The organism is Pseudomonas sp. PS02303 (assembly GCF_029959925.1).
In the GTDB taxonomy this organism is placed as follows: Bacteria; Pseudomonadota; Gammaproteobacteria; order Pseudomonadales; family Pseudomonadaceae; genus Aquipseudomonas; species Aquipseudomonas mandelii.
In genome coordinates this window covers 1-19078 of sequence record NZ_JASCOM010000031.1, presented here as the reverse complement: position 1 = coordinate 19078, position 19078 = coordinate 1, and the positions used below count along the sequence as shown (strand labels likewise).

At 60.2% G+C, this 19078-nt stretch carries 19 protein-coding genes and 1 pseudogene; 14 read left to right on the top strand and 6 right to left on the bottom strand.

What is annotated here, in order from left to right; genetic code table 11:
• Positions 1-20: 20 nt before the first annotated feature.
• The 3 genes from uvrD (at position 21) to QMX98_RS10720 (ending at position 3932) form a co-directional block, all read left to right on the top strand.
• Entirely contained in the window at positions 21-2204 is a 2184-nt protein-coding gene (gene uvrD / locus QMX98_RS10730) for a DNA helicase II (RefSeq protein WP_282410746.1), read from the top strand.
• A gap of 311 nt (positions 2205-2515) precedes the next feature.
• Entirely contained in the window at positions 2516-3388 is an 873-nt protein-coding gene (locus QMX98_RS10725) for a Tim44 domain-containing protein (RefSeq protein WP_010465378.1), read from the top strand.
• Between the two features lie 136 nt (positions 3389-3524).
• Positions 3525-3932, top strand: coding sequence for an SMI1/KNR4 family protein (locus QMX98_RS10720; protein WP_008007803.1), 408 nt, complete (start codon positions 3525-3527; stop codon positions 3930-3932).
• A gap of 21 nt (positions 3933-3953) precedes the next feature.
• Here QMX98_RS10720 and QMX98_RS10715 read toward each other — a convergent pair whose 3' ends face one another.
• Entirely contained in the window at positions 3954-5717 is a 1764-nt protein-coding gene (locus tag QMX98_RS10715) for a cation:proton antiporter (RefSeq protein ID WP_010465380.1), read from the bottom strand.
• Positions 5718-5921: 204 nt separating this feature from the next.
• Between QMX98_RS10715 and QMX98_RS10710 the strand changes: the two genes are divergently transcribed.
• Positions 5922-6404 carry an acyl-CoA thioesterase gene (locus QMX98_RS10710; RefSeq protein ID WP_010465381.1) on the top strand — a complete coding sequence of 161 codons (483 nt, stop codon included), beginning with the start codon at positions 5922-5924 and terminating at the stop codon, positions 6402-6404.
• Positions 6405-6455: 51 nt separating this feature from the next.
• Here the strand turns inward: QMX98_RS10710 and pdxY are convergent, their stop codons facing one another.
• Positions 6456-7328, bottom strand: coding sequence for a pyridoxal kinase PdxY (gene pdxY / locus QMX98_RS10705; protein ID WP_010465382.1), 873 nt, complete (start codon positions 7326-7328; stop codon positions 6456-6458).
• 118 nt (positions 7329-7446) lie between these two features.
• On the opposite strand from pdxY, the gene QMX98_RS10700 reads away from it, so the two are divergent.
• Complete coding sequence (locus QMX98_RS10700) at positions 7447-7860, top strand: DUF3301 domain-containing protein (RefSeq protein ID WP_010465383.1); 414 nt, start codon at positions 7447-7449, stop codon at positions 7858-7860.
• Here QMX98_RS10700 and QMX98_RS10695 read toward each other — a convergent pair.
• Complete coding sequence (locus tag QMX98_RS10695) at positions 7857-8822, bottom strand: CobW-like GTP-binding protein (protein ID WP_282410745.1); 966 nt, start codon at positions 8820-8822, stop codon at positions 7857-7859. The two genes, QMX98_RS10700 and QMX98_RS10695, sit on opposite strands and share 4 nt — an antisense overlap.
• Before the next feature lie 27 nt (positions 8823-8849).
• Here QMX98_RS10695 and QMX98_RS10690 point away from each other — a divergent pair, with 27 nt between their 5' ends.
• Positions 8850-9206 (top strand): NADH:ubiquinone oxidoreductase, encoded by a 357-nt coding sequence (locus QMX98_RS10690; protein WP_172791950.1) that lies wholly within the window; start codon positions 8850-8852, stop codon positions 9204-9206.
• Here the strand turns inward: QMX98_RS10690 and QMX98_RS10685 are convergent.
• Entirely contained in the window at positions 9203-9853 is a 651-nt protein-coding gene (locus QMX98_RS10685; RefSeq protein WP_282410744.1) for a DUF1826 domain-containing protein, read from the bottom strand. The two genes, QMX98_RS10690 and QMX98_RS10685, sit on opposite strands and share 4 nt — an antisense overlap.
• On the bottom strand, positions 9853-11061 hold the full coding sequence (gene zigA, locus QMX98_RS10680; RefSeq protein WP_154502311.1) for a zinc metallochaperone GTPase ZigA: 1209 nt from the start codon (positions 11059-11061) through the stop codon (positions 9853-9855). The genes QMX98_RS10685 and zigA overlap by 1 nt, the downstream gene beginning before the upstream one ends.
• A gap of 143 nt (positions 11062-11204) precedes the next feature.
• Between zigA and QMX98_RS10675 the strand changes: the two genes are divergently transcribed.
• Complete coding sequence (locus QMX98_RS10675; RefSeq protein ID WP_282410743.1) at positions 11205-11582, top strand: glutamine synthetase; 378 nt, start codon at positions 11205-11207, stop codon at positions 11580-11582.
• Here QMX98_RS10675 and QMX98_RS10670 read toward each other — a convergent pair.
• Positions 11579-12775, bottom strand: a complete 1197-nt coding sequence (locus QMX98_RS10670; protein ID WP_282410742.1) for an N-acetylmuramoyl-L-alanine amidase — start codon at positions 12773-12775, stop codon at positions 11579-11581. The two genes, QMX98_RS10675 and QMX98_RS10670, sit on opposite strands and share 4 nt — an antisense overlap.
• An 86-nt stretch (positions 12776-12861) precedes the next feature.
• Between QMX98_RS10670 and folE2 the strand changes: the two genes are divergently transcribed.
• From folE2 to QMX98_RS10635, 7 genes and pseudogenes are all read left to right on the top strand, one after another.
• On the top strand, positions 12862-13758 hold the full coding sequence (folE2, locus tag QMX98_RS10665; RefSeq protein WP_010465390.1) for a GTP cyclohydrolase FolE2: 897 nt from the start codon (positions 12862-12864) through the stop codon (positions 13756-13758).
• Positions 13755-14423: an ATP-binding cassette domain-containing protein gene (locus QMX98_RS10660; RefSeq protein ID WP_282410752.1), complete on the top strand. Its 669-nt coding sequence runs from the start codon at positions 13755-13757 to the stop codon at positions 14421-14423. The genes folE2 and QMX98_RS10660 overlap by 4 nt, the downstream gene beginning before the upstream one ends.
• Entirely contained in the window at positions 14423-15289 is an 867-nt protein-coding gene (locus QMX98_RS10655; protein WP_083375421.1) for a metal ABC transporter permease, read from the top strand. Before QMX98_RS10660 ends, QMX98_RS10655 begins: the two co-directional genes overlap by 1 nt.
• A gap of 11 nt (positions 15290-15300) precedes the next feature.
• Positions 15301-16176 carry a metal ABC transporter substrate-binding protein gene (locus tag QMX98_RS10650; RefSeq protein ID WP_010465393.1) on the top strand — a complete coding sequence of 292 codons (876 nt, stop codon included), beginning with the start codon at positions 15301-15303 and terminating at the stop codon, positions 16174-16176.
• Positions 16173-16733: pseudogene (locus tag QMX98_RS10645) on the top strand (DapH/DapD/GlmU-related protein). The gene QMX98_RS10650 and the pseudogene QMX98_RS10645 overlap by 4 nt, the downstream one beginning before the upstream one ends.
• A 2-nt stretch (positions 16734-16735) precedes the next feature.
• Positions 16736-18073 (top strand): dihydroorotase, encoded by a 1338-nt coding sequence (locus QMX98_RS10640; RefSeq protein ID WP_282410741.1) that lies wholly within the window; start codon positions 16736-16738, stop codon positions 18071-18073.
• Between the two features lie 30 nt (positions 18074-18103).
• On the top strand, positions 18104-19009 hold the full coding sequence (locus QMX98_RS10635) for a His/Gly/Thr/Pro-type tRNA ligase C-terminal domain-containing protein (protein ID WP_172791955.1): 906 nt from the start codon (positions 18104-18106) through the stop codon (positions 19007-19009).
• The last annotated feature ends 69 nt before the right edge of the window (positions 19010-19078 follow it).

The following is a 19078-nucleotide window of genomic DNA, read 5'->3' as shown; positions in this document are numbered from 1 at the left end:
GCGCACCCTAGAATGCCCCGATGCGCGATGATCTCTCCCTTCTGCTGAACTCCCTCAACGATGCCCAACGCCAGGCCGTAGCTGCCTCCGTGGGTCGTCAGTTGGTCCTGGCCGGTGCTGGTTCCGGTAAAACCCGAGTGCTAGTGCACCGTATCGCCTGGTTGATCCAGGTCGAGAACGCCTCGCCCCACTCGATCCTGTCGGTGACCTTCACCAATAAGGCCGCTGCCGAGATGCGTCATCGCATCGAGCAGCTGATGGGTATCAACCCGGCCGGCATGTGGGTCGGCACCTTCCACGGCCTGGCGCACCGCTTGCTGCGGGCGCACTGGCAGGAAGCCGGCCTGAGCCAGACCTTCCAGATTCTCGACAGCGACGACCAGCAACGGCTGGTCAAGCGGGTGATCCGCGAGCTGGGGCTGGACGAGCAACGCTGGCCGGCCCGCCAGGCTCAGTGGTTTATCAACGGGCAGAAAGACGAAGGTCTGCGCCCACAACACATTCAAGCCAGCGGCGACCTGTTCCTGGCGACCATGCGCAGCATTTATGAGGCCTACGAGGCCGCTTGCCTGCGCGCCGGTGTTATCGACTTCTCCGAATTGCTGCTGCGTGCCCTCGACCTGTGGCGCGATCACCCGGGCCTGCTGGCTCATTACCAGAAGCGCTTCCGGCACATTCTGGTGGACGAGTTCCAGGACACCAACGCCGTTCAGTACGCCTGGTTGCGTCTGCTGGCCAAGGGCGGCGACAGTTTGATGGTGGTGGGCGACGACGATCAGTCGATCTACGGCTGGCGTGGCGCGAAAATCGAGAACATTTATCAGTATTCCGACGATTTCCCGGATGCCGAGACCATTCGTCTGGAGCAAAACTACCGCTCCACCGCCGGGATTCTCAAGGCTGCCAACGCCCTGATCGCCAACAACACCGGGCGCATGGGTAAAGAACTGTGGACCGATGGCGGCGAAGGCGAAGCGATCAACCTGTACGCCGCGTTCAACGAGCACGATGAAGCACGCTACGTGGTGGAAACCATCGAAAGTGCGCTGAAAACCGGCTTGGCCCGTAGCGATATCGCGATTTTGTACCGCTCCAACGCCCAATCGCGCGTTTTGGAAGAAGCGTTGCTGCGCGAGCGCATTCCGTACCGCATCTATGGTGGGCAGCGCTTCTTCGAGCGCGCCGAAATCAAGAACGCCATGGCCTACCTGCGTTTGCTGGAAGGTCGCGGCAACGATGCCGCGCTGGAGCGGGTCATCAACGTTCCGGCCCGTGGCATCGGCGAGAAAACCGTTGAAGCGATTCGCGATCATGCGCGCCACAGTGACGTATCGATGTGGGAAGCCATGCGCTTGCTGGTCGCCAATAAAGCCCTGACCGGGCGTGCCGCTGGCGCGCTCGGCGCGTTTATCGAGCTGATCGAGAACCTTGCCGCCAAGTGCATGGAAATGCCGCTGCACCTGATGACCCAGACGGTTATCGAACAGTCGGGGCTGATTGCCTACCACGAAGCGGAAAAAGGCGAGAAAGGCCAGGCCCGGGTAGAGAACCTTGAGGAACTGGTCAGCGCCGCGCGCAACTTCGAAAACGCTGAAGAAGATGAAGACATGACGCCATTGGCGGCGTTCCTCGGCCACGCGTCGCTGGAGGCCGGTGATACCCAGGCCGACGAGCACGAAGACAGCATTCAGCTGATGACCTTGCACAGCGCCAAGGGCCTGGAATTCCCTTACGTGTTCCTCGTGGGCATGGAAGAAGGCCTGTTCCCGCACAAGATGAGCCTGGAAGAGCCGGGGCGTCTTGAAGAGGAGCGCCGTCTGGCTTACGTCGGCATTACACGGGCGATGCAGAACCTGGTGATGACCTACGCGGAAACCCGACGCCTGTACGGCAGCGAGACCTACAACAAGGTGTCGCGTTTCGTGCGAGAAGTGCCGAAAGGCCTGATCCAGGAGGTGCGGCTGTCCAACAGCGTCAGCCGTCCGTTCGGCGGTGGTCAGCAACAGAGCTCCAGCAGCCTGTTTGGCGGCAGCGAGATTCCGGACACCGGGTTCAGCCTCGGTCAGGCCGTGCGGCATTCGGTGTTTGGCGACGGCGTGATCCTCAACTTTGAGGGCGCCGGAGCCCAGGCCCGGGTGCAGGTGAACTTCAGCGAAGGCAGCAAGTGGCTGATGCTCGGTTACGCCAAGCTGGAAGCTATTTAGGCGCCCATGATCGCTCCCACGCTCGGCGTGGGAATGCATCTCGTGACGCTCCGCGTCACAGTGGACGCAGAGCGTCCATGGCGGCGTTACCAACCAGAGCGTGGGAACGATCTATCTGCGCCGCGCCCGCTACGGGCATTCCTACAGAACTTATCTCCTCGTCCTACAGACCAAAGTTAACAGGCCCGATTGCGCTGACCGAAGCTGAACGCAACCTGTCAGGCAAAAGCCAGAAACACTCTGCCGCTAGCCAGTAACACTTCAGCTGTGCAACATGGCGCGCGTGCCATCCACAAATGGGAATTCCCTTTATGAAACGTTTTCTTAGCATCGCCATGGCGTTGTGCATCGGCCTGACGATGAGCCTCGACGCCAACGCCAAGCGCTTTGGTGGCGGCAAGAGCTCCGGCGCTGCGCCGACTCACCAGACCAGCCAAATGGCTCCTTCTTCTGCCGCCGGTGGTGCTGCTGCCACTGCGGGCGCGGCCGGTGCCGCTGGCGCTGCCGCCAAGGCCGGCGGAGCTTCGCGCTGGCTCGGCCCTCTGGCCGGCATCGCTGCCGGTGGCCTGCTGGCCTCCATGTTCATGGGCGACGGCTTCCAGGGCATGCAGATCTTCGACATCCTGATCATGGCTGTCATTGCGTTCCTGATCTTCCGCTTCATCGCCGCTCGTCGTCGCAAGCAACAGGAGCACCTGGCTCCAGCTGGCGCACCGATGCAACGTGAAGTGTTCGAGCAGAAGCCAGCCGGCATGGGTTCGATCTTCGGCGGCTCGGCGGCACCTGCTGCCGCTCGTCCGGTAATCAACGCGCCAGCCTGGTTCAATGAACAGAACTTCATTGAAGCGGCCCGCAACCACTTCCAGTCCCTGCAGCAACACTGGGACTCCAACGAAATGGACAAGATCGCCGAGTTCGTGACCCCGCAATTGCTGGAGTTCCTCAAGCGCGAACGTGCCGACCTCGGCGAAGGTTTCCAGTCCACCTACATTGATAACCTCAATGTTCAACTGGACGGCGTGGATGATCGTGCCGACAAGACCATCGCCACCCTGACCTTTACCGGTGTGTCGAAGACTTCGCGTTTCGACCAGGGCGAAGTGTTCAGCGAAAGCTGGAACATGGAACGTCCGCAGGGCGAAAACCAGCCTTGGCTGGTGGCCGGTATCCGCCAGAACGGCTGATCCCCTCCGCGTTACGCATGCTGTAATAGAAACCCCGGCCTCGGCCGGGGTTTTCTATTTCGCAGTTGCATCTGTAGCGAGCTACTGTATAAACCGCCCCAACTAAACCGCGCCATCAAGCAAGAGGATCCCGGACGTGGAAGAAATCATCGAACAACTGCGTGAAGCCAACGAACCGGTACCGGTCCCCTTGGAGTTGCCTGACGAAGACCAGATCGTGGAAATCGAGGAACAACTGTTCATCGACATTCCCTTCGTCTTCAGAGAGTTTTTGCTGACTGTCAGCGACGTTGTCTACGGCAGCCTGGAGCCGGTGACCGTCACCGACCCGCAATCCCACACCTACCTGCCGGACGTTGCTGCCAACGCCTGGGATGCGGGTGTTGATCGCAGCATGATCCCGATCTGCCAGGACGGCGACAATTACTACCTGGTCGAAGAAGACGGCACAGTGGTGCTGTGGTTGGCCGAGGAAGAACTGATTGCCGAAGAAACCTGGGAATCGGTGTGGCACTGGGCGCGGGACGTCTGGCTGGAAAGCTGAGTCGTCTGACGCGCCGCGTGGTCAATGCCCGGACGACTCCTTGTGGTTGTCCAGTGTTTCGAGCAACGCCACCTGCATCCGCGTGTGCACGCGGATGAACCAGCGCCAGAGCAGTGCTGCCACCCCGGCGGCCACCACGACGATCAGTACCAGCAACTTGTTGGTCGGCAAAATACTGGCCGACAAGGCTGCCAGCAGCAGGAAGATCACCAGCAGCGAGAGGATCGGGATCACTTCGGCGATCACCCGGCGCACTCGCTGCGTGTGGCGCCCTGCCATCTCCGGCTTCACGCCCATCTCCGCCAACAGCATCGACAGCGCCTTGAGCTTACGATAAGCGGCGATCAGAAACGGCAGCGACAACAGCAACGCCCCGCCCCAGATCAACGCTTTCTGCCAGCTCGGATCGCTGATCCACGCTTGCAGGTACACGGACATGCGTTCGGCGAAATACGCGCCGGAAAAAAAGATCGCAATCACCAGCGCCAGATTGACCCCGACCTGCAACAGAATCCGCCGGATCATCGACGCCAGCAGCGCGCCCTCGCCCTGAGGCTGAATGCTGCGCAGCCACTCGCCGTACATCCCCAACACTCGCGCCAGCCGCTGCGGCATCACCGCGGCAAGCTTGATCGACAGCGGATCAGCCGCGCGGATCAGATACGGCGTCAGCAACGTGGTAATCACCGAGACTGCCACGGCGACCGGGTAGAGGAAGTTGCTGGTGACCTGCAGCGTCATGCCCAGCGCGGCGATGATGAAGGAGAATTCGCCAATCTGCGAAAGCCCCATCCCCACGCGCAGTGAGGTGCGTCCGTCATTGCCGGCGATAAAGGCCCCGAGGCCGCAGGAAAGCATTTTGCCGAGCACAACGGCCACGGTAATCACTGCAATTGGCCAGGCGTATTGCAGCAGGATCATCGGATCGAGCATCAACCCGATCGCCACAAAGAAGATTGCACTGAACAGGTCGCGAACCGGCTCGATCAAGCGCTCGATCTTCAGCAATTGCCGTGACTCGGCCATGATCGCCCCAATCAGGAACGCGCCCAGGACCATGCTGTATTCAAGCTTGACCACCAGCAGGCAGAAGCCGAAACACAGGCCCAGCACAGTGATCAGCAGCATTTCATTGCTTTCGAACTTCGCCACATAGGCCAGTAATCGCGGCACCAGCAAGATGCCAATGACCAGTGCCACGATCATGAACAGCGAGAGCTTGCCCACCGTGGAAAACACTTCGCCGGAACTGACCGTGCCGCTGACCGCGATGCTCGACAGCAAGGCAATGATGCCGATACCGAGGATGTCCTCGACAATCAGCACACCGAAGATCAGCTGGGCAAAGCGCTCGTTCTTCATCTTCAGGTCGTTGAGCGCCTTGACGATGATGGTGGTCGAGGAAATCGCCAGGATCGCGCCGAGGAACAGCGAATCCATGGTGTTCCAGTCAAACCATTGGCCGATTTCGTAGCCGATCCAGATCATCAGCACGATTTCGAGGAACGCCGCGATGAATGCCGTGGCACCGACCTTGAACAGCTTGCGCAGGCTGAACTCCAGGCCCAGGCAGAACATCAGGAAAATCACCCCGAGTTCCGCGAGGGTCTTGATGGTTTCTTCGTCGTGGATCAGGCCGAACGGCGGCGTGTGCGGACCGATGATGAAGCCGGCGACGATATAACCCAGTACCACCGGCTGTTTGAAGCGGTGGAACAGCACCGTCACCACCCCTGCGACCAACATGATCACTGCCAGATCCTGAATAAAACTGATGGCATGCATGGTGTCGGGCTCCTTGAGGTGGACGTCCGGAGGTTAACACCGGGACTTCCGCCAGAAAGGCGGTGCAATATATGGAAACAGATCGATCCGGCGTGACGGCGAGCAGCCGCCCGGCGTCCCGATAACTGTGGTTTGAAAAAAACCGACCAGGCACCCGCAGAGGTGCCGCCCTTCCGCCATTCTGCCTTGACCCGTGAGAACGCTATGGAACCCGGAAACGCCCAGCTGTCGATGACGGTATTGATGACCCCTGACATGGCCAACTTCTCTGGCAATGTTCACGGCGGTACCCTGCTCAAATACCTCGACGAAGTGGCCTACGCCTGCGCCAGCCGTTACGCCGGTCGCTACGTGGTGACCTTGTCGGTGGACCAGGTGATTTTCCGCGAGCCGATTCATGTCGGCGAACTGGTGACCTTCCTGGCCTCGGTCAATTACACCGGCAACACTTCCATGGAGGTGGGCATCAAGGTGGTGACCGAAAACATCCGTGAGCGCTCGGTGCGCCACACCAACAGCTGCTTCTTCACCATGGTGGCAGTGGATGACGACCGCAAACCGGCTGCCGTACCGCCGCTGCAACCGCAGAACAGCGAAGACAAGCGCCGCTTCATGCAGGCTCAGCAACGCCGGCAGATTCGTCAGGAACTGGAAAAGCGGTATCAGGAAATCAAGGGCGATGCCTGACGTGTTCAGGCTTTAGATCGCTTTCGCGGGCAAGTCTTGCCCGCGAAGCTTTTAAAGGCTGATGGCAGTCGCTTCGAACTTCACCCGCGGATGCGCAATCCGGTCCTGCGCCCGCACCAGCTCCAGCTCATAGCTGGCACACGCCTGGGTTTCCAGCAGCACTTCATGCACCGCCGCCGCCGTGAACTCGAAGGCCGCCAACAGGCTGTCGCCTAACAGCACACGCGCCAGGAACAGCCCCGACGTCAGGTCGCCAACGCCCACCGGCTGACGCGGAAACGCCAGCAACGGACGACGCAGGTGCCAGCTGCCTTCCGCCGTTACCAACAACATCTCAAAGCCATCCGCCGGCTTGCCGGGATAGTCCAGATGCTTGACCAACACCGCCTTCGGTCCGCGCGCCAGCAGTGCGCGTGCCATCGCCAGGCAATCGAACAGCGACTGCGGCTTGCGCCCCGAGAAACTGTCCAGCTCCAATTGGTTCGGGCACATGAAGTCCGCCACCGAAGCCGCCTCTTCCAGCAGGAAATCGCTGACTTCGGCCGGCACGCTGCAGCCCTTCTCCGGATGGCCCATTACCGGGTCGCACAAATACAGCGCCTTGGGGTTCATCGACTTGATCCGCGCCACACCCGTCAGGATCGCCCGGCCCTGAGCCGCACTGCCGAGATACCCGGACAGCACCGCATCGCAATTGCCCAGCTCGCCAATCGCCGCGATCCCTTCAACCAGATCGGGGATCTGGTGCGGTGCCAGCACCTCACCGGTCCACTGGCCGTATTGCGTGTGGTTGGAGAACTGCACGGTGTTGAGTGGCCAGACATTCACCCCGACCCGCTGCATCGGGAAAACCGCGGCGCTGTTGCCAGCGTGGCCGAACACCACGTGGGACTGGATGGCGAGCAGATGGGGCGTACGTTTCATGCGGTGAGTTCCGTAAAACGATTGAAATTCGAGCCGCGCAGTATGCGACGAAACACGGCCTGTACGACAGACCGGCGACGCAGTTAAGCTGGCACTATCTTGTTGGAGCAATTTGCTGATGCTGACCCTCGGAAATATCTTCGTGCTGATGCTGCTCGCCACTGGCGGCGCATGGCTGTGGCACAACCACGGCTTGCGCGAGCGCGCGCTGGAAAGGGTCAAGCTGCATTGCACCAAGCTCGGGATCGAGTTGCTGGACGGTAACGTGGCGCTGAAAAAGATCGCGTTCATCAAAGACGCCAACGACCGGCGGCGCCTGGCTCGTGTGTATAACTTCGAGTTCACCGTGACCGGCGAAACCCGCCACAACGGCACCATCACCCAATTCGGCGCCCACAGCGCACAGATCGAACTGGCGCCTTACCCAATGCCGTTCGACGACACGCCTGCTGTGGTCGACGTGGAGAAGCCTCGCGCGGAAGTGATCGAGCTGAGCCAGTGGCGGCAAGAGCACACCAAGTGGCGTCCTTAACCGGTCCGACAGTCGGCCAACGCTTTTTGCAGTGAAGCCACTTCCTGCGGCTCACCGAAAATCAATTCGATCCTCGAATCCTGGCGCCATTCGCTCGGCTGCCATTCCAACGGCGAGTTATCCAGCGCATTCGCTGATACCCAACCGTCGACGCTGTGGATAACCAGCTTCGCCCGCCGCCAGGCAAAGCTTTCAAGCCACTGGCCAACGCGAGCCGCATCGAAGGTCTGAGTCGGATGCCACCGCCAACCGACGCTCCAGCCGCCGTCCTGCGCCTGACTCAAGCAAATCGGCAGCGCAGGATCGGTCCAGATGGCCGGCATCTGCGCCAATCCCTTGGGCACGATAAAGTTATCCACACCCGCCTCCGCCTGAACGCCAAGGCCCGGTAATTCGTTCAACGGCAGGCGCGCTTGCTGCGTCCAGTACAAAGGACGAGCAGGCAGCTGCGCGGCGATTCGCTGGCGATCATTGACGTCGAGACCTTCCGCCTTGTTCAGCACCAACAAACCGGCACGGCTCAACGCCTCCTGTTGCGCCTCGGGCAATGGTTTGCCAGCGGCGAGCGCCTGGGCATCCAAAACCAGTACACAAGGTTGTACCGCCAGTACGCCTTGCCACGGCGCTTCACTCAATTGCTTGAGCAACTGCGCCGGGTGGCCCAACCCTGATGGCTCGATGAACAGCCGATCCGGCCGCGCCTTGCGCAGCAACCGCCCGAGGCCGATCTGAAACGGTGCACCATTCACGCAACACAAACAGCCCCCGGCCACTTCCCCCAGTGCGATACCATCGGCGTCCCGGGTCAGCAGCGCGGCATCGAGGCCGATCTGGCCGAACTCATTGATCAGCACCGCCCAGCGCTCGCTCGCTGGCCGCTGCGCCAGCAGGTGCTTGATCAAACTGGTCTTGCCCGCGCCCAATGGGCCGGCAATGACGTGAGTGGGAATGTTCTGCAACATGGTCGATGTTTTCTGAGGAGGTAATGGATGCGGTTGATGGAATTGTCGTTGCTGTTGGCGCTCTGTTCCGGTGAGGCGCTGGCCCAGGCTTGCGTGGTACATAGCACAGCCGAACGACTTGACGTGAAAGTCTGCCAGCAGAACCGCAACATCCCGCAAAAGCTCTTCGCCGACGGATTCTGCCAGCCGAACCTTCCCGGGCAGAACGTCGACGTGCAATACGTCGACCAATGTCCCACGGGCGCGTTCGGCGTGTGCAGCAACGCCCAAGTCGCCAATATGCCTTACCGACAGGATATTCACTATTACGGCGTAGCCACCGATGCGGCGTATCTGAAGCCGTTTTGCGAAGGCCAGAGCCAGGGCAACTGGCTCAAGCCTTAGGCCAGCCAATCCAGGGTCAGGATCAAACGGCGTTCGCCCGATGCGGGTTGCGGCGAACGGTGGATCAGGCCGAATCCTTCGTTGCCGTGCCATTTCTCGCCTTTCAGCAGTGCCACTTCACCGCTGACGATCTGCTCGATCAGCGAATGCTGCGTGGGCTCGGCACCAGGCTGGCCCAGTTGCCGGCGATCCATCACCCCTTCTTTCAGCCACTGACTGCCAGCTCCGGAATACGTCGTGATTAACCGCACCGGCACATGATCGACGTGAAAACGCGGGCACATGGCCTTGTCCAGAACGCGCACGCGCAGGCCGATGCGCTTGGCGCCCAACAGACAAGCGAATGCGCTGACCAGCCAGGACACGTCGGCAATGAAACCGGCATAGCCTTCGAGATCGCGGAAACCGGATGCCAATTCATGCAGATCGGGCTCGGTGTCTTCGTTGGGTAACTCCAGGACCAGCGACTCGGCCAGTGGCTCGTTCAGGGACAGCAACAAGCACCCGAAATCACTGATGTGCGCCGGGAGCTGGCGCTGCCAGATCGCCAGATTTACCCCGTCTTCAAGAATTCGGGTCAGGGTTTGCGGCGTTTCACCTTGAACCTGATGAACGACCGGCCGCGACTTCAGACTGGGCGCCAGCATCAGGCGGCAACCTCTTCGTCCCAAGGGCCGAACGGATCTGACAGCAAACGCCAGCCTTCGATACCCAAGGCCATTTCATCATCGCTCAGTAAGCAATTGTCGAGTTCGGCGGTGAGTTGCGCAAAGTCGATGTTCTGACCGATAAACACCAACTCCTGACGGCAATCGCCGGTGGCTGCCGTCCAGTTTTCCATGATCCCGGCCGTGCTTTCTTCGTCCTGCGGCCACTGGGTTTTCGGCACGAAGCGCCACCAGCGCCCGGCGAAACCATGGCGCATCAAGCCGCCGGCCTGGGACCAGCTACCCGCGTCCATATGCTTGCTGGCCAGCCAGAAAAAGCCTTTGGAGCGCAACAGTTTGCCGTTCACCCACGGTCGATCGATGAAGCTGAAAAAACGTTGCGGATGAAACGGTCGGCGAGCTCGGTAAGCCGTCGAGGCGATGCCGTACTCCTCGGTTTCCGGCACGTGTTCGCCGCGTAACTCCTGCAGCCAGCCTGGCGCTTGAGCCGCCTTTTCAAAGTCGAAACGCCCGGTGTTGAGGATTTCCTTCAGGGGGACTTCACCCATGACCATCGGGATGATGTGCGCCTGAGCGTTGAGGCGTTCAAGAATCGCGATCAGCTCCTCACGTTCGTGGCGGCTGATCAAATCGATCTTGCTGATGAGGATCACGTCGGCGAATTCGATCTGCTCGATCAGCAGGTCGGTGATCGAGCGCTCGTCCTCCTCGCCCAATGTTTCACCACGGGAAGCGAGGCTTTCGGCCGCCTGATAGTCGAGCAGGAAGTTCATGCCATCGACCACCGTGACCATGGTGTCGAGCCGCGCGATGTCGGCCAGGCTCTGCCCCTCTTCATCACGGAAAGTGAACGTTTCGGCCACGGGCAATGGCTCGGAGATACCGGTGGATTCGATCAACAGGTAATCGAAACGCCCCTCCTTGGCGAGCTTGCTGACTTCTTCGAGCAGGTCTTCGCGCAAGGTGCAGCAAATGCAGCCATTGCTCATCTCCACGAGTTTTTCTTCGGCGCGGTTCAGGCTGACGTCGCGCTGGACTTCGCTGCCATCGATGTTGATCTCGCTCATATCGTTGACAATTACCGCGACTCGCAGGTTCTCGCGATTACGCAACACGTAATTGAGCAGCGTGCTTTTACCGGCGCCGAGAAAGCCGGACAGGACGGTCACGGGGAGACGATTGGGCATCAGGATTTCCTCACAGAGATGCCCGATCGCAGTGTCGGGCTGACTTCAATGTTATAGTATAACAATGCAATCAAGCCAGTCTGCTCTTGTCCTTCACGATAAAGGGTACGATGCTGAAACCCGCCCACGCCGTGAGAATTCCCATGCGCATTGCCCTGAAATCAGCGCTGGTTACCTTTTCGCTGTTGCTCGCCATAGACGCCCGGGCTCAGATCCCGAACCTGGCCACATGCACCCGAAGCGCCAATCTGCTCGCCTGCATGGATGCCGATGGCAATGCCTATAGCGTCAACACCGTTGGCAGCACGATCTACTTGCGCGGTTTCGAAAAGGTAGGCAAACGCTATTGGGCGCAGACCAACAGCCGTTACGGTCAGCTCACGTTTTTCACCGGCATCGCTTCCGACGGCGAAGCCTGGGTCGGTTACAACCGGCGAGTCGGCTGGACTACGATCAACCGCTTCTCCAGCTCAGGCGGCAGTAGCGCCAGGTTCACCTGTAGCAGGATCAGCGGCTGCTAGGCCTGCGCTTTTTTCTGTTGCTGTTGCCAGGCGATGTAGCTGTCGAGCGGCGGGTTCTTCTGAAAATAGCGCAGCAATCCTTCGAATAATCCATCAGCCACAGCCTGCTGATGGCGGGCGGTTACCAGTCGCTGACTATCGCGAGCGTTGGAAATGAAGCCGGTTTCCACCAGGATCGATGGCACGTCCGGCGACTTCAGCACCGCGAATCCCGCTTGTTCCACACGCTTCTGATGCAGCGAGGTGATGGCCGCCAGACTGCCGAGCACGGTGCTCCCTAGCTGCAAGCTCGCGGCGATAGTGGCATTCATCGACATGTCGAGAATCACCCCGGCGAGCATTGGGTCCTTGTCCTTGAGATTGAGCAGACTGGTGGCGCCCAACAAGTCCGCGCCGTTCTCCCGCTGCGCCATGAAACGCGCCGTGGCCGAGGTGGCGCCGCCCTCCGACAAGCAATACACCGACGCGCCTGAAGCGGTGAGACGCGGCGCCGCGTCCGCATGCACCGAGATGAAGATATCGGCGTTGTGCTTGCGGGCAATCTCGACACGTTTACGCAGCGGAACGAAGAAGTCGTCGTTGCGCACCAGCTTCACGTCGAAGCCCTTCTCGCGTTTCAACCGCTTGGCCAATAGCTGGGCGATGGACAGGACGACGTCTTTCTCTCGCTCCCCTTTGGCGCCCACTGCACCGGGGTCTTTGCCGCCGTGACCGGGGTCGACCACCACGATGATGTCGCGCCTGGGGTGAGCCTTGTCGACCCTCGCCTGGGTCGCCTCGGCGATGTTGAGCGGCGCTGATGGCTTCAGATCGAGGACCAGCCGGTCTCCTTGGCCATCCTGCGGCGGCAGCAGAAAGCTGTTGAGCTGAACCGGGCCGCTGAGGTCGAGGACGATCCGCGTATCGCCCTGACCAAAACGCCCGGACCGGATCGAACGAATGACCGTATTGCCAAGCGCCAGTTGGCTGAAGTCGCCGCTGAGGCTGGCACCACGCAGGTCAACAATCAGCCGCTCGGGAGTGCTTAGCGAGAAGGTTTTGTACTGCACCGGCCCGCTCAAATCGAACACCAGACGCAGCTTGTCATCCGATCGCCAGAGCCGCGCGTTGCGAATCTGCGTAGCCGAAACACCAAAGGGCAACGCGAAGGCCGCGCAGGCCAGCATCCAGTTGAGCAAGTGACGTCGGTGCATGTTGGAAGCCGCTCGTGAAAAAGGCATGGTCGATTTCAATGTAATAACATAACATATGGAACCCCACTCCTACGACGGACCTGCTCATGAATGCGCTGACTCTGCCGGATATCGCCGCGCAGGCTTCCCGCCAAGCCCTGCCACTCGACTGGGTGGGCATGTGCGGCATCGCTCTTCCTGTGTTGTTCGATGGCCAACGGCTTAGTGCAAAGGTGGACGCCGGCGTGAGCCTCGATGATGGAGAAGCGCGCGGTATTCACATGTCCCGGCTGTATTTAGCGCTGGAAGCACTTGAACAGGAAAACCTGACGCCCGCCCTATTGCGGCGAGCTCTTCAACGTTTTCTCGACAGTCATGAAGGGCTGTCCCACGGCGCTTATTTAAAAATTGATGCGGATTTATTGCTCAAAAGGCCTGCGTTGATCAGTCCGCTGGCCGGCTGGAAAACCTATCCAGTGAGCATCGAAGCGCGTTTGAAAAACGCGATGTTCCACGTGGAACTAAAAATCGATGTTCCATACTCCTCGACCTGTCCGTGTTCAGCCGCACTTGCCCGGCAGTTGATTCAGCAACAATTCGTCGACGACTTCGCCAACAAGTCGCTGCAACACGCTGATGTATTGGCGTGGCTTGGTTCTACCAAAGGCATTGTTGCGACACCGCACAGCCAACGCAGCAACGCACGTTTACAGCTGCGGCTGGACGACTATCTGGATGACCTGCCGCTGATCGCACTCATCAATGACGCCGAAGCGGCACTCGGCACCGCCGTACAAACCGCGGTGAAGCGTGCCGATGAACAAGCCTTCGCCTTGGCCAATGGGCAAAACCTGATGTTCTGCGAGGACGCCGCTCGCCGATTGAATCTGGCCTTGAAACGCTCCCCCGGTATCAACGCTTTCCACATACGCGTCGTCCACGCCGAAAGCCTTCATGCCCATGATGCCGTTGCCGAAAGCCGATGGAACTGGGTAACCGCATGATCCGTTGTCAGGCATTGCGCTGGGGGGCGCCCGGTCAACCGCTTACGCCCCCTGTGAATTTTGAATTGCCCGAAGGCAGTCTGACTGCCGTGATCGGCGCCAATGGCTCGGGTAAAAGCAGTCTGCTGAAAGTCATCGCGGGGCTGCAAAAACCCTTGGCCGGAAAAGTCAGCCTCGCTATTCCACGCAAGGGCTCGCTTTCCTTCCTCCCTCAACAGCAACACCTGGACAGGCAATTCCCCATCAGCCTTCAGGAGTTGGTAGCCGCTGGTTTCTGGGGCAGCAAGCAATCGCCAGAGATACGCCACCAACGTATCAAAGCCGTGCTGGAAGACTGGTGCCTGACGGGATTGGAACAGCGCCCGTTGATGGCCCTTTCCGGCGGCGAATTGCAGCGCGCCCTGCTCGCTCGCTTGAGTCTTGCCGAAGCGCCTTTGCTGTTACTCGATGAACCCCACGCCGCACTCGATGAGCTGGGCCAGTCGCTGCTCTGGAAACACCTTCATAACTGGCACGCCGAAGGTCGAACCCTGGTGGTCGTGTGTCATGACCTGGCCGCCGTTCGCCAACATATTCCTCAAAGCCTGCTGATCAAAAGCAGCGGCTGCATCCTCGGACCCAGTACCGAACTGATCCGCCAACCACAGCAAGTGCAGGTGGCCTGATGCTCGCTGCCGCTCAGCTTTGGCAACCGTTCCACGAGTTTGTATTCATGCGCCGGGCACTCTTGGGCGGATTGGTCTTGGCTTGCAGCACCGCGCCGTTGGGCGTGTTTCTGATCCTTCGCCGGATGAGCCTGATCGGCGACGCGGTAGCTCACGGCATCCTGCCGGGTGCAGCGCTCGGTTTCTGGTTCGCCGGTTTGAGCCTCCCGGCACTGACCATTGGCGGACTTGGTGCAGGCCTGAGCATGGCCGGACTCGCCGCATGGATCACCCGCCGAACGGGGTTGCGCGAAGACGCGAGCCTCGCCGCGATCTATCCGATTTCCCTCGCCAGCGGCGTGCTGATCCTCGGCATTGCCGGCAAACGCCTGGACCTGCTTCACCTGCTGTTCGGCTCCGCGCTGGCGGTCGATGGGCCGACGCTGACCGGCATGCTGTGGGTCTCCGGGTTCAGCCTGATCGCCATGGCACTGATCTACCGCCCCTTGCTGCTGGACACCCTCGACCCGCTTTTCCTGCAAACCGTCAGCCGTCTTGGCCCGCTGGCTCACGGCGTATTCCTGACCCTGGTGGTACTGAACCTGGTGATCGGCTTCCAGGCCATCGGTGCCTTGATGGTGGTCGGTTTAATGATGTTGCCGGCCGCCGCGTCGCGGTTCTGGAGTCGCCGTTTACCCATGTTGATAGCGATTGCCGCCCTGCTCGGCTGCCTCTCGGTATGGCTCGGCTTATTGCTGTCGTTCTATTACTCGCTGCCCAGCGGCCCGGCGATCGTGCTGGTAGCGGGCGGTTTGTATGCGCTGTCCGTGGTGTTCGGTCCGGTGCACGGTTTGCTGCGCCGCCCACCTTTGCTCACATCCCAATGAGGTTCTTTCCGATGCGCGCTTTACTCGTGCTGTTCAGTCTGATGCTGTCGATGTCGTTGTCTGCGGCGGAAAAACTTCAGGTGGTCACCAGTTTCAGCATCCTTGCCGACATGACCCATCAGGTCGGCGGCGACCATATCCAGATCACCAACATGGTCGGTCCTGACGCCGATGCCCACACCTACGAGCCGACTCCGGACGATGCCAAAGCCTTGCTCAAGGCCAGACTCATCATCAAAAACGGTTTGGGTTTCGAGCCATGGCTGGACCGCCTGGTGACCAGCACCGAGACCAAGGCCCCCGTCATCAGTGCGAGCCACGGCGTCATCCCGCGCTCCCTGGATGAAGACGGCGAGACCGTGCCCGACCCTCACGCCTGGCACAACCTGGCCAACACCGAGCTGTACATCAGCAACATCACCAAGGCGCTGATCGCCGCCGACCCGGCGAACACAGCCGACTACCAACGCAACAGCCAGGCCTACCTGAAACAGATCTACGCACTGCTCGCCCAAGCCAAGGCCAAGCTCGGTTCGCTACCACCAGGCAATCGCAAGATCGTCACCTCTCACGATGCGTTCGGTTATCTGGGCCAGGCCTACGGCATCGACTTCATGGCGCCGCAAGGCCTGTCGACGGAACGCGAACCTTCAGCTGCGGAAGTCGCTGCACTGATCACCCAGATTCGTCAGGCCAAGGTCAAAGCGGTGTTCATGGAAAACATCAAGGACGCCCGTCTGCTCAAGCAGATTGCCGATGAAAGCGGCGCGCACATCGGTGGCACGTTGTACTCCGATGCGCTCGCCGCAAGCGGTCCGGCGAGTACCTTTGCCGGCCTGTTCGAATACAACCTCAACACCCTCTACGACGCATTGAGCAAGCCATGATCCGCAAGAACCCCTCAGGCGATTTGCCACTGATTGCGGAATCCGCCTATGTGGATAAAACTGCGATCATCTGCGGCAAGGTGGTGATTGGCGAGAACGTCTTCGTCGGCCCCTACGCCGTCATTCGGGCTGACGAAGTGGACGCGTCAGGCGAGATGGAGCCCATCACTATCGGCGCCAACTCGAACATTCAGGATGGTGTGGTGATCCACTCCAAGTCCGGCGCGGCGGTGACCATTGGCGAGTTCAGTTCAATCGCTCACCGCTCCATCGTTCATGGCCCTTGCACGGTTGGCGATCGAGTGTTCATCGGTTTCAACAGCGTACTGTTCAACTGCGCGGTCGGCGATGGCTGCGTGGTGCGGCACAACTCGGTGGTCGACGGTCGTGACTTGCCCGAAGACTTCTACGTGCCCTCCACCACCCGTATCGGCCCCAACACCGACCTGTAGCAGTTCCCACCGGTGAGCGTCAGTGCCTCGGAATTTTCCGAGGACGTGGCGCGCACCAACGTCGACCTGGTGCGCGGCTACAAAGCCCTGCAGAACGAGTTTTAACCATGAGCAGCGTGCTGATTCGCAATGCCAGATTGGTGAACGAAGGTCGTGAATTCGATGGCGACCTGCTGGTGAGCAACGGCAGGATCGTGAAGATCGCGGGCAGTATCCACGGAGAAAATGCCCACGTCGAAATCGATGCACAAGGACAGTGGCTAGTACCTGGAATGATCGATGACCAGGTGCATTTCCGAGATCCCGGGGCACCGGACAAGGGTAGCTTTTACACCGAATCGCGGGCGGCCGTGGCGGGCGGCATCACCAGTTTCATGGACATGCCCAATACAAATCCGGCAACCCTGACCCTCGCGGCACTCGATGACAAGAAGCGTCGAGCAGCGATCAACTCCGTCGCCAACTACGGCTTTCACTTCGGCGTGAGCAACGACAACCTCGACACCGTGGCGGCGCTCAATCCCTGTGAAGTAGCCGGTGTGAAAGTGTTCATGGGCGCCTCTACCGGCAACATGCTGGTGGACGATCCGCAGACGCTCGAACGATTGTTCGCCGAGGTGCCGACCCTTCTGCTGGCCCATTGCGAACACACACCCAGCATCGAAGCCAATGCTGCAAAAGTGCTCGAGCGTTTAGGGGAGCACATTCCCGCCTCGGTGCACCCGCAGATTCGCGATGCCGAAGCGTGCTTTCGTTCGTCCTCAATGGCCGTGGACCTGGCCAGGCGACACGGCACCCGCCTGCACGTTTTGCATTTGACCACCGCGCGTGAACTGGCGTTGTTCGAAGACAAACCGCTGACACACAAGCGCATTAGCGCCGAAGTCTGCCTGCATCATTTGCTGTTCGATGATCGCGACTACCCGAGCCTCGGCAACCTGATCAAATGCAATCCGGCGATCAAGACTCAGGCCGATCGTGATGCCCTGCGCCAAGCCCTGATGAGCAATCGGCTGGACGTCATCGGCAGCGATCACGCGCCGCACACCTGGGCGGAAAAACAACGGCCCTATCACCAGGCCCCGTCCGGATTGCCATTGGTGCAACACGCCCTGCCCGCGTTAATGGAACTGGTGATCGACGAAGTACTGCCGATAACTGCCCTCGTGGCCAAGACCAGTCATCGCGTGGCTGATCTGTTTGCCATTCCCGACCGTGGCTATCTGCGCGAAGGCTACTGGGCCGACCTCGTTCTGATCAAAGCCGAGCCAGAGGGCGTGGCCGTTTCCAGGCAGCCGATCTTGTCGCAATGCGGCTGGACACCCTTCGCTCGCCAGCGTTTTCGCCACAGCGTCAGCACCACGATCGTATCGGGGCAAATCGCCTGGCACGACAAACGTCTTAATGACAACTGCCAGGGTTTACCCCTACGGTTTATGCGCTAACGCGCGTTAATTGCACTCGAGAGCACCGACATGATTCACATCACCCTGAGCGATGGTTCATTGCGTGAATACGACCAGCCGTTGTCGGTGTATGAATTCGCCGCGAGCATCGGTGCCGGGCTGGCCAGAGCGGCCGTGGCTGGTCGGGTGGACGGTGTTCTGGTGGACTGTGAGTTCATGATCGAGGCCGATGCCCGGGTCGGAATCGTCACGCCTCAGGAACCCGATGGGTTGGAGATCTTGCGACGCTCCTGCGCATTGATGCTGGCGGTGGCCATCAAGCAACTCTATCCAAAAGCGCAATTACAGATCGGATCGGCGATGGGTGATGGCTTCTTCTACGAGTTTGCGTTTGAGCGTCTGTTACACCTGGTCGACCTTGCCGGTATCGAAGCGCGCATGAGGACCCTGGCTGCAACCAACCACTCGATCCGGCGCAGAAAGCCGCCAACCGGATCGACGCCCCCGGAAAAGTCATTGCCCTATCTCCTTGGGGACTTCGAGTGTCTGTCAGTGGGGCCGCATGTTCCCGCAACCCGGGTGTTGCAGGCATTCGCGCTCGATCACATCAGCGGCACCACGCCACAACGGATTTATGGAACGTGCTGGCCCAGCCAACAGGAACTGGATGACTGGCGGGCGCCGCTGCACGTGATCATTGTCAGCATGGACGAGCGTCAGGCGGATTACGCACAGTCGGTGACCGAGGCGTTGCGCCGGGGTGGCGTGCGCGCTCGTGCCGATCTGCGCAACGAGAAAGTCCGCCACAAGATCCGCGAGCACAGTCAGCAAGTGCCGTATCTGGTGGTGATCGGTGAGAAAGAAAAAGCCGGCGGGTTTGTCAGTGTGCGCAGCCGCACCGGAGAGGATTTCGGCAGGATGGCGGTTGATGCGGTGTGTGAGTGGTTGAGGTCAATTGGCATTGCGAGAGTCTGAGCCGGCTCCTTCGCGGGCAAGCCTCGCTCCCACAGGATCTGCATCGACCCTGTAGGAGCGAGGCTTGCC

Excerpts from the sequence above, each read along its gene's own strand:
- uvrD (WP_282410746.1), top strand. The coding sequence starts at position 21 with ATGCGCGATGATCTCTCCCTTCTGCTGAACTCCCTCAACGATGCCCAA.
- QMX98_RS10725 (WP_010465378.1), top strand. The coding sequence starts at position 2,516 with ATGAAACGTTTTCTTAGCATCGCCATGGCGTTGTGCATCGGCCTGACG.
- QMX98_RS10715 (WP_010465380.1), bottom strand. The coding sequence starts at position 5,717 with ATGCATGCCATCAGTTTTATTCAGGATCTGGCAGTGATCATGTTGGTC.
- QMX98_RS10710 (WP_010465381.1), top strand. The coding sequence starts at position 5,922 with ATGGAACCCGGAAACGCCCAGCTGTCGATGACGGTATTGATGACCCCT.
- pdxY (WP_010465382.1), bottom strand. The coding sequence starts at position 7,328 with ATGAAACGTACGCCCCATCTGCTCGCCATCCAGTCCCACGTGGTGTTC.
- QMX98_RS10700 (WP_010465383.1), top strand. The coding sequence starts at position 7,447 with ATGCTGACCCTCGGAAATATCTTCGTGCTGATGCTGCTCGCCACTGGC.
- QMX98_RS10695 (WP_282410745.1), bottom strand. The coding sequence starts at position 8,822 with ATGTTGCAGAACATTCCCACTCACGTCATTGCCGGCCCATTGGGCGCG.
- QMX98_RS10690 (WP_172791950.1), top strand. The coding sequence starts at position 8,850 with ATGCGGTTGATGGAATTGTCGTTGCTGTTGGCGCTCTGTTCCGGTGAG.
- QMX98_RS10685 (WP_282410744.1), bottom strand. The coding sequence starts at position 9,853 with ATGCTGGCGCCCAGTCTGAAGTCGCGGCCGGTCGTTCATCAGGTTCAA.
- zigA (WP_154502311.1), bottom strand. The coding sequence starts at position 11,061 with ATGCCCAATCGTCTCCCCGTGACCGTCCTGTCCGGCTTTCTCGGCGCC.
- QMX98_RS10675 (WP_282410743.1), top strand. The coding sequence starts at position 11,205 with ATGCGCATTGCCCTGAAATCAGCGCTGGTTACCTTTTCGCTGTTGCTC.
- QMX98_RS10670 (WP_282410742.1), bottom strand. The coding sequence starts at position 12,775 with ATGCACCGACGTCACTTGCTCAACTGGATGCTGGCCTGCGCGGCCTTC.
- folE2 (WP_010465390.1), top strand. The coding sequence starts at position 12,862 with ATGAATGCGCTGACTCTGCCGGATATCGCCGCGCAGGCTTCCCGCCAA.
- QMX98_RS10660 (WP_282410752.1), top strand. The coding sequence starts at position 13,755 with ATGATCCGTTGTCAGGCATTGCGCTGGGGGGCGCCCGGTCAACCGCTT.
- QMX98_RS10655 (WP_083375421.1), top strand. The coding sequence starts at position 14,423 with ATGCTCGCTGCCGCTCAGCTTTGGCAACCGTTCCACGAGTTTGTATTC.
- QMX98_RS10650 (WP_010465393.1), top strand. The coding sequence starts at position 15,301 with ATGCGCGCTTTACTCGTGCTGTTCAGTCTGATGCTGTCGATGTCGTTG.
- QMX98_RS10640 (WP_282410741.1), top strand. The coding sequence starts at position 16,736 with ATGAGCAGCGTGCTGATTCGCAATGCCAGATTGGTGAACGAAGGTCGT.
- QMX98_RS10635 (WP_172791955.1), top strand. The coding sequence starts at position 18,104 with ATGATTCACATCACCCTGAGCGATGGTTCATTGCGTGAATACGACCAG.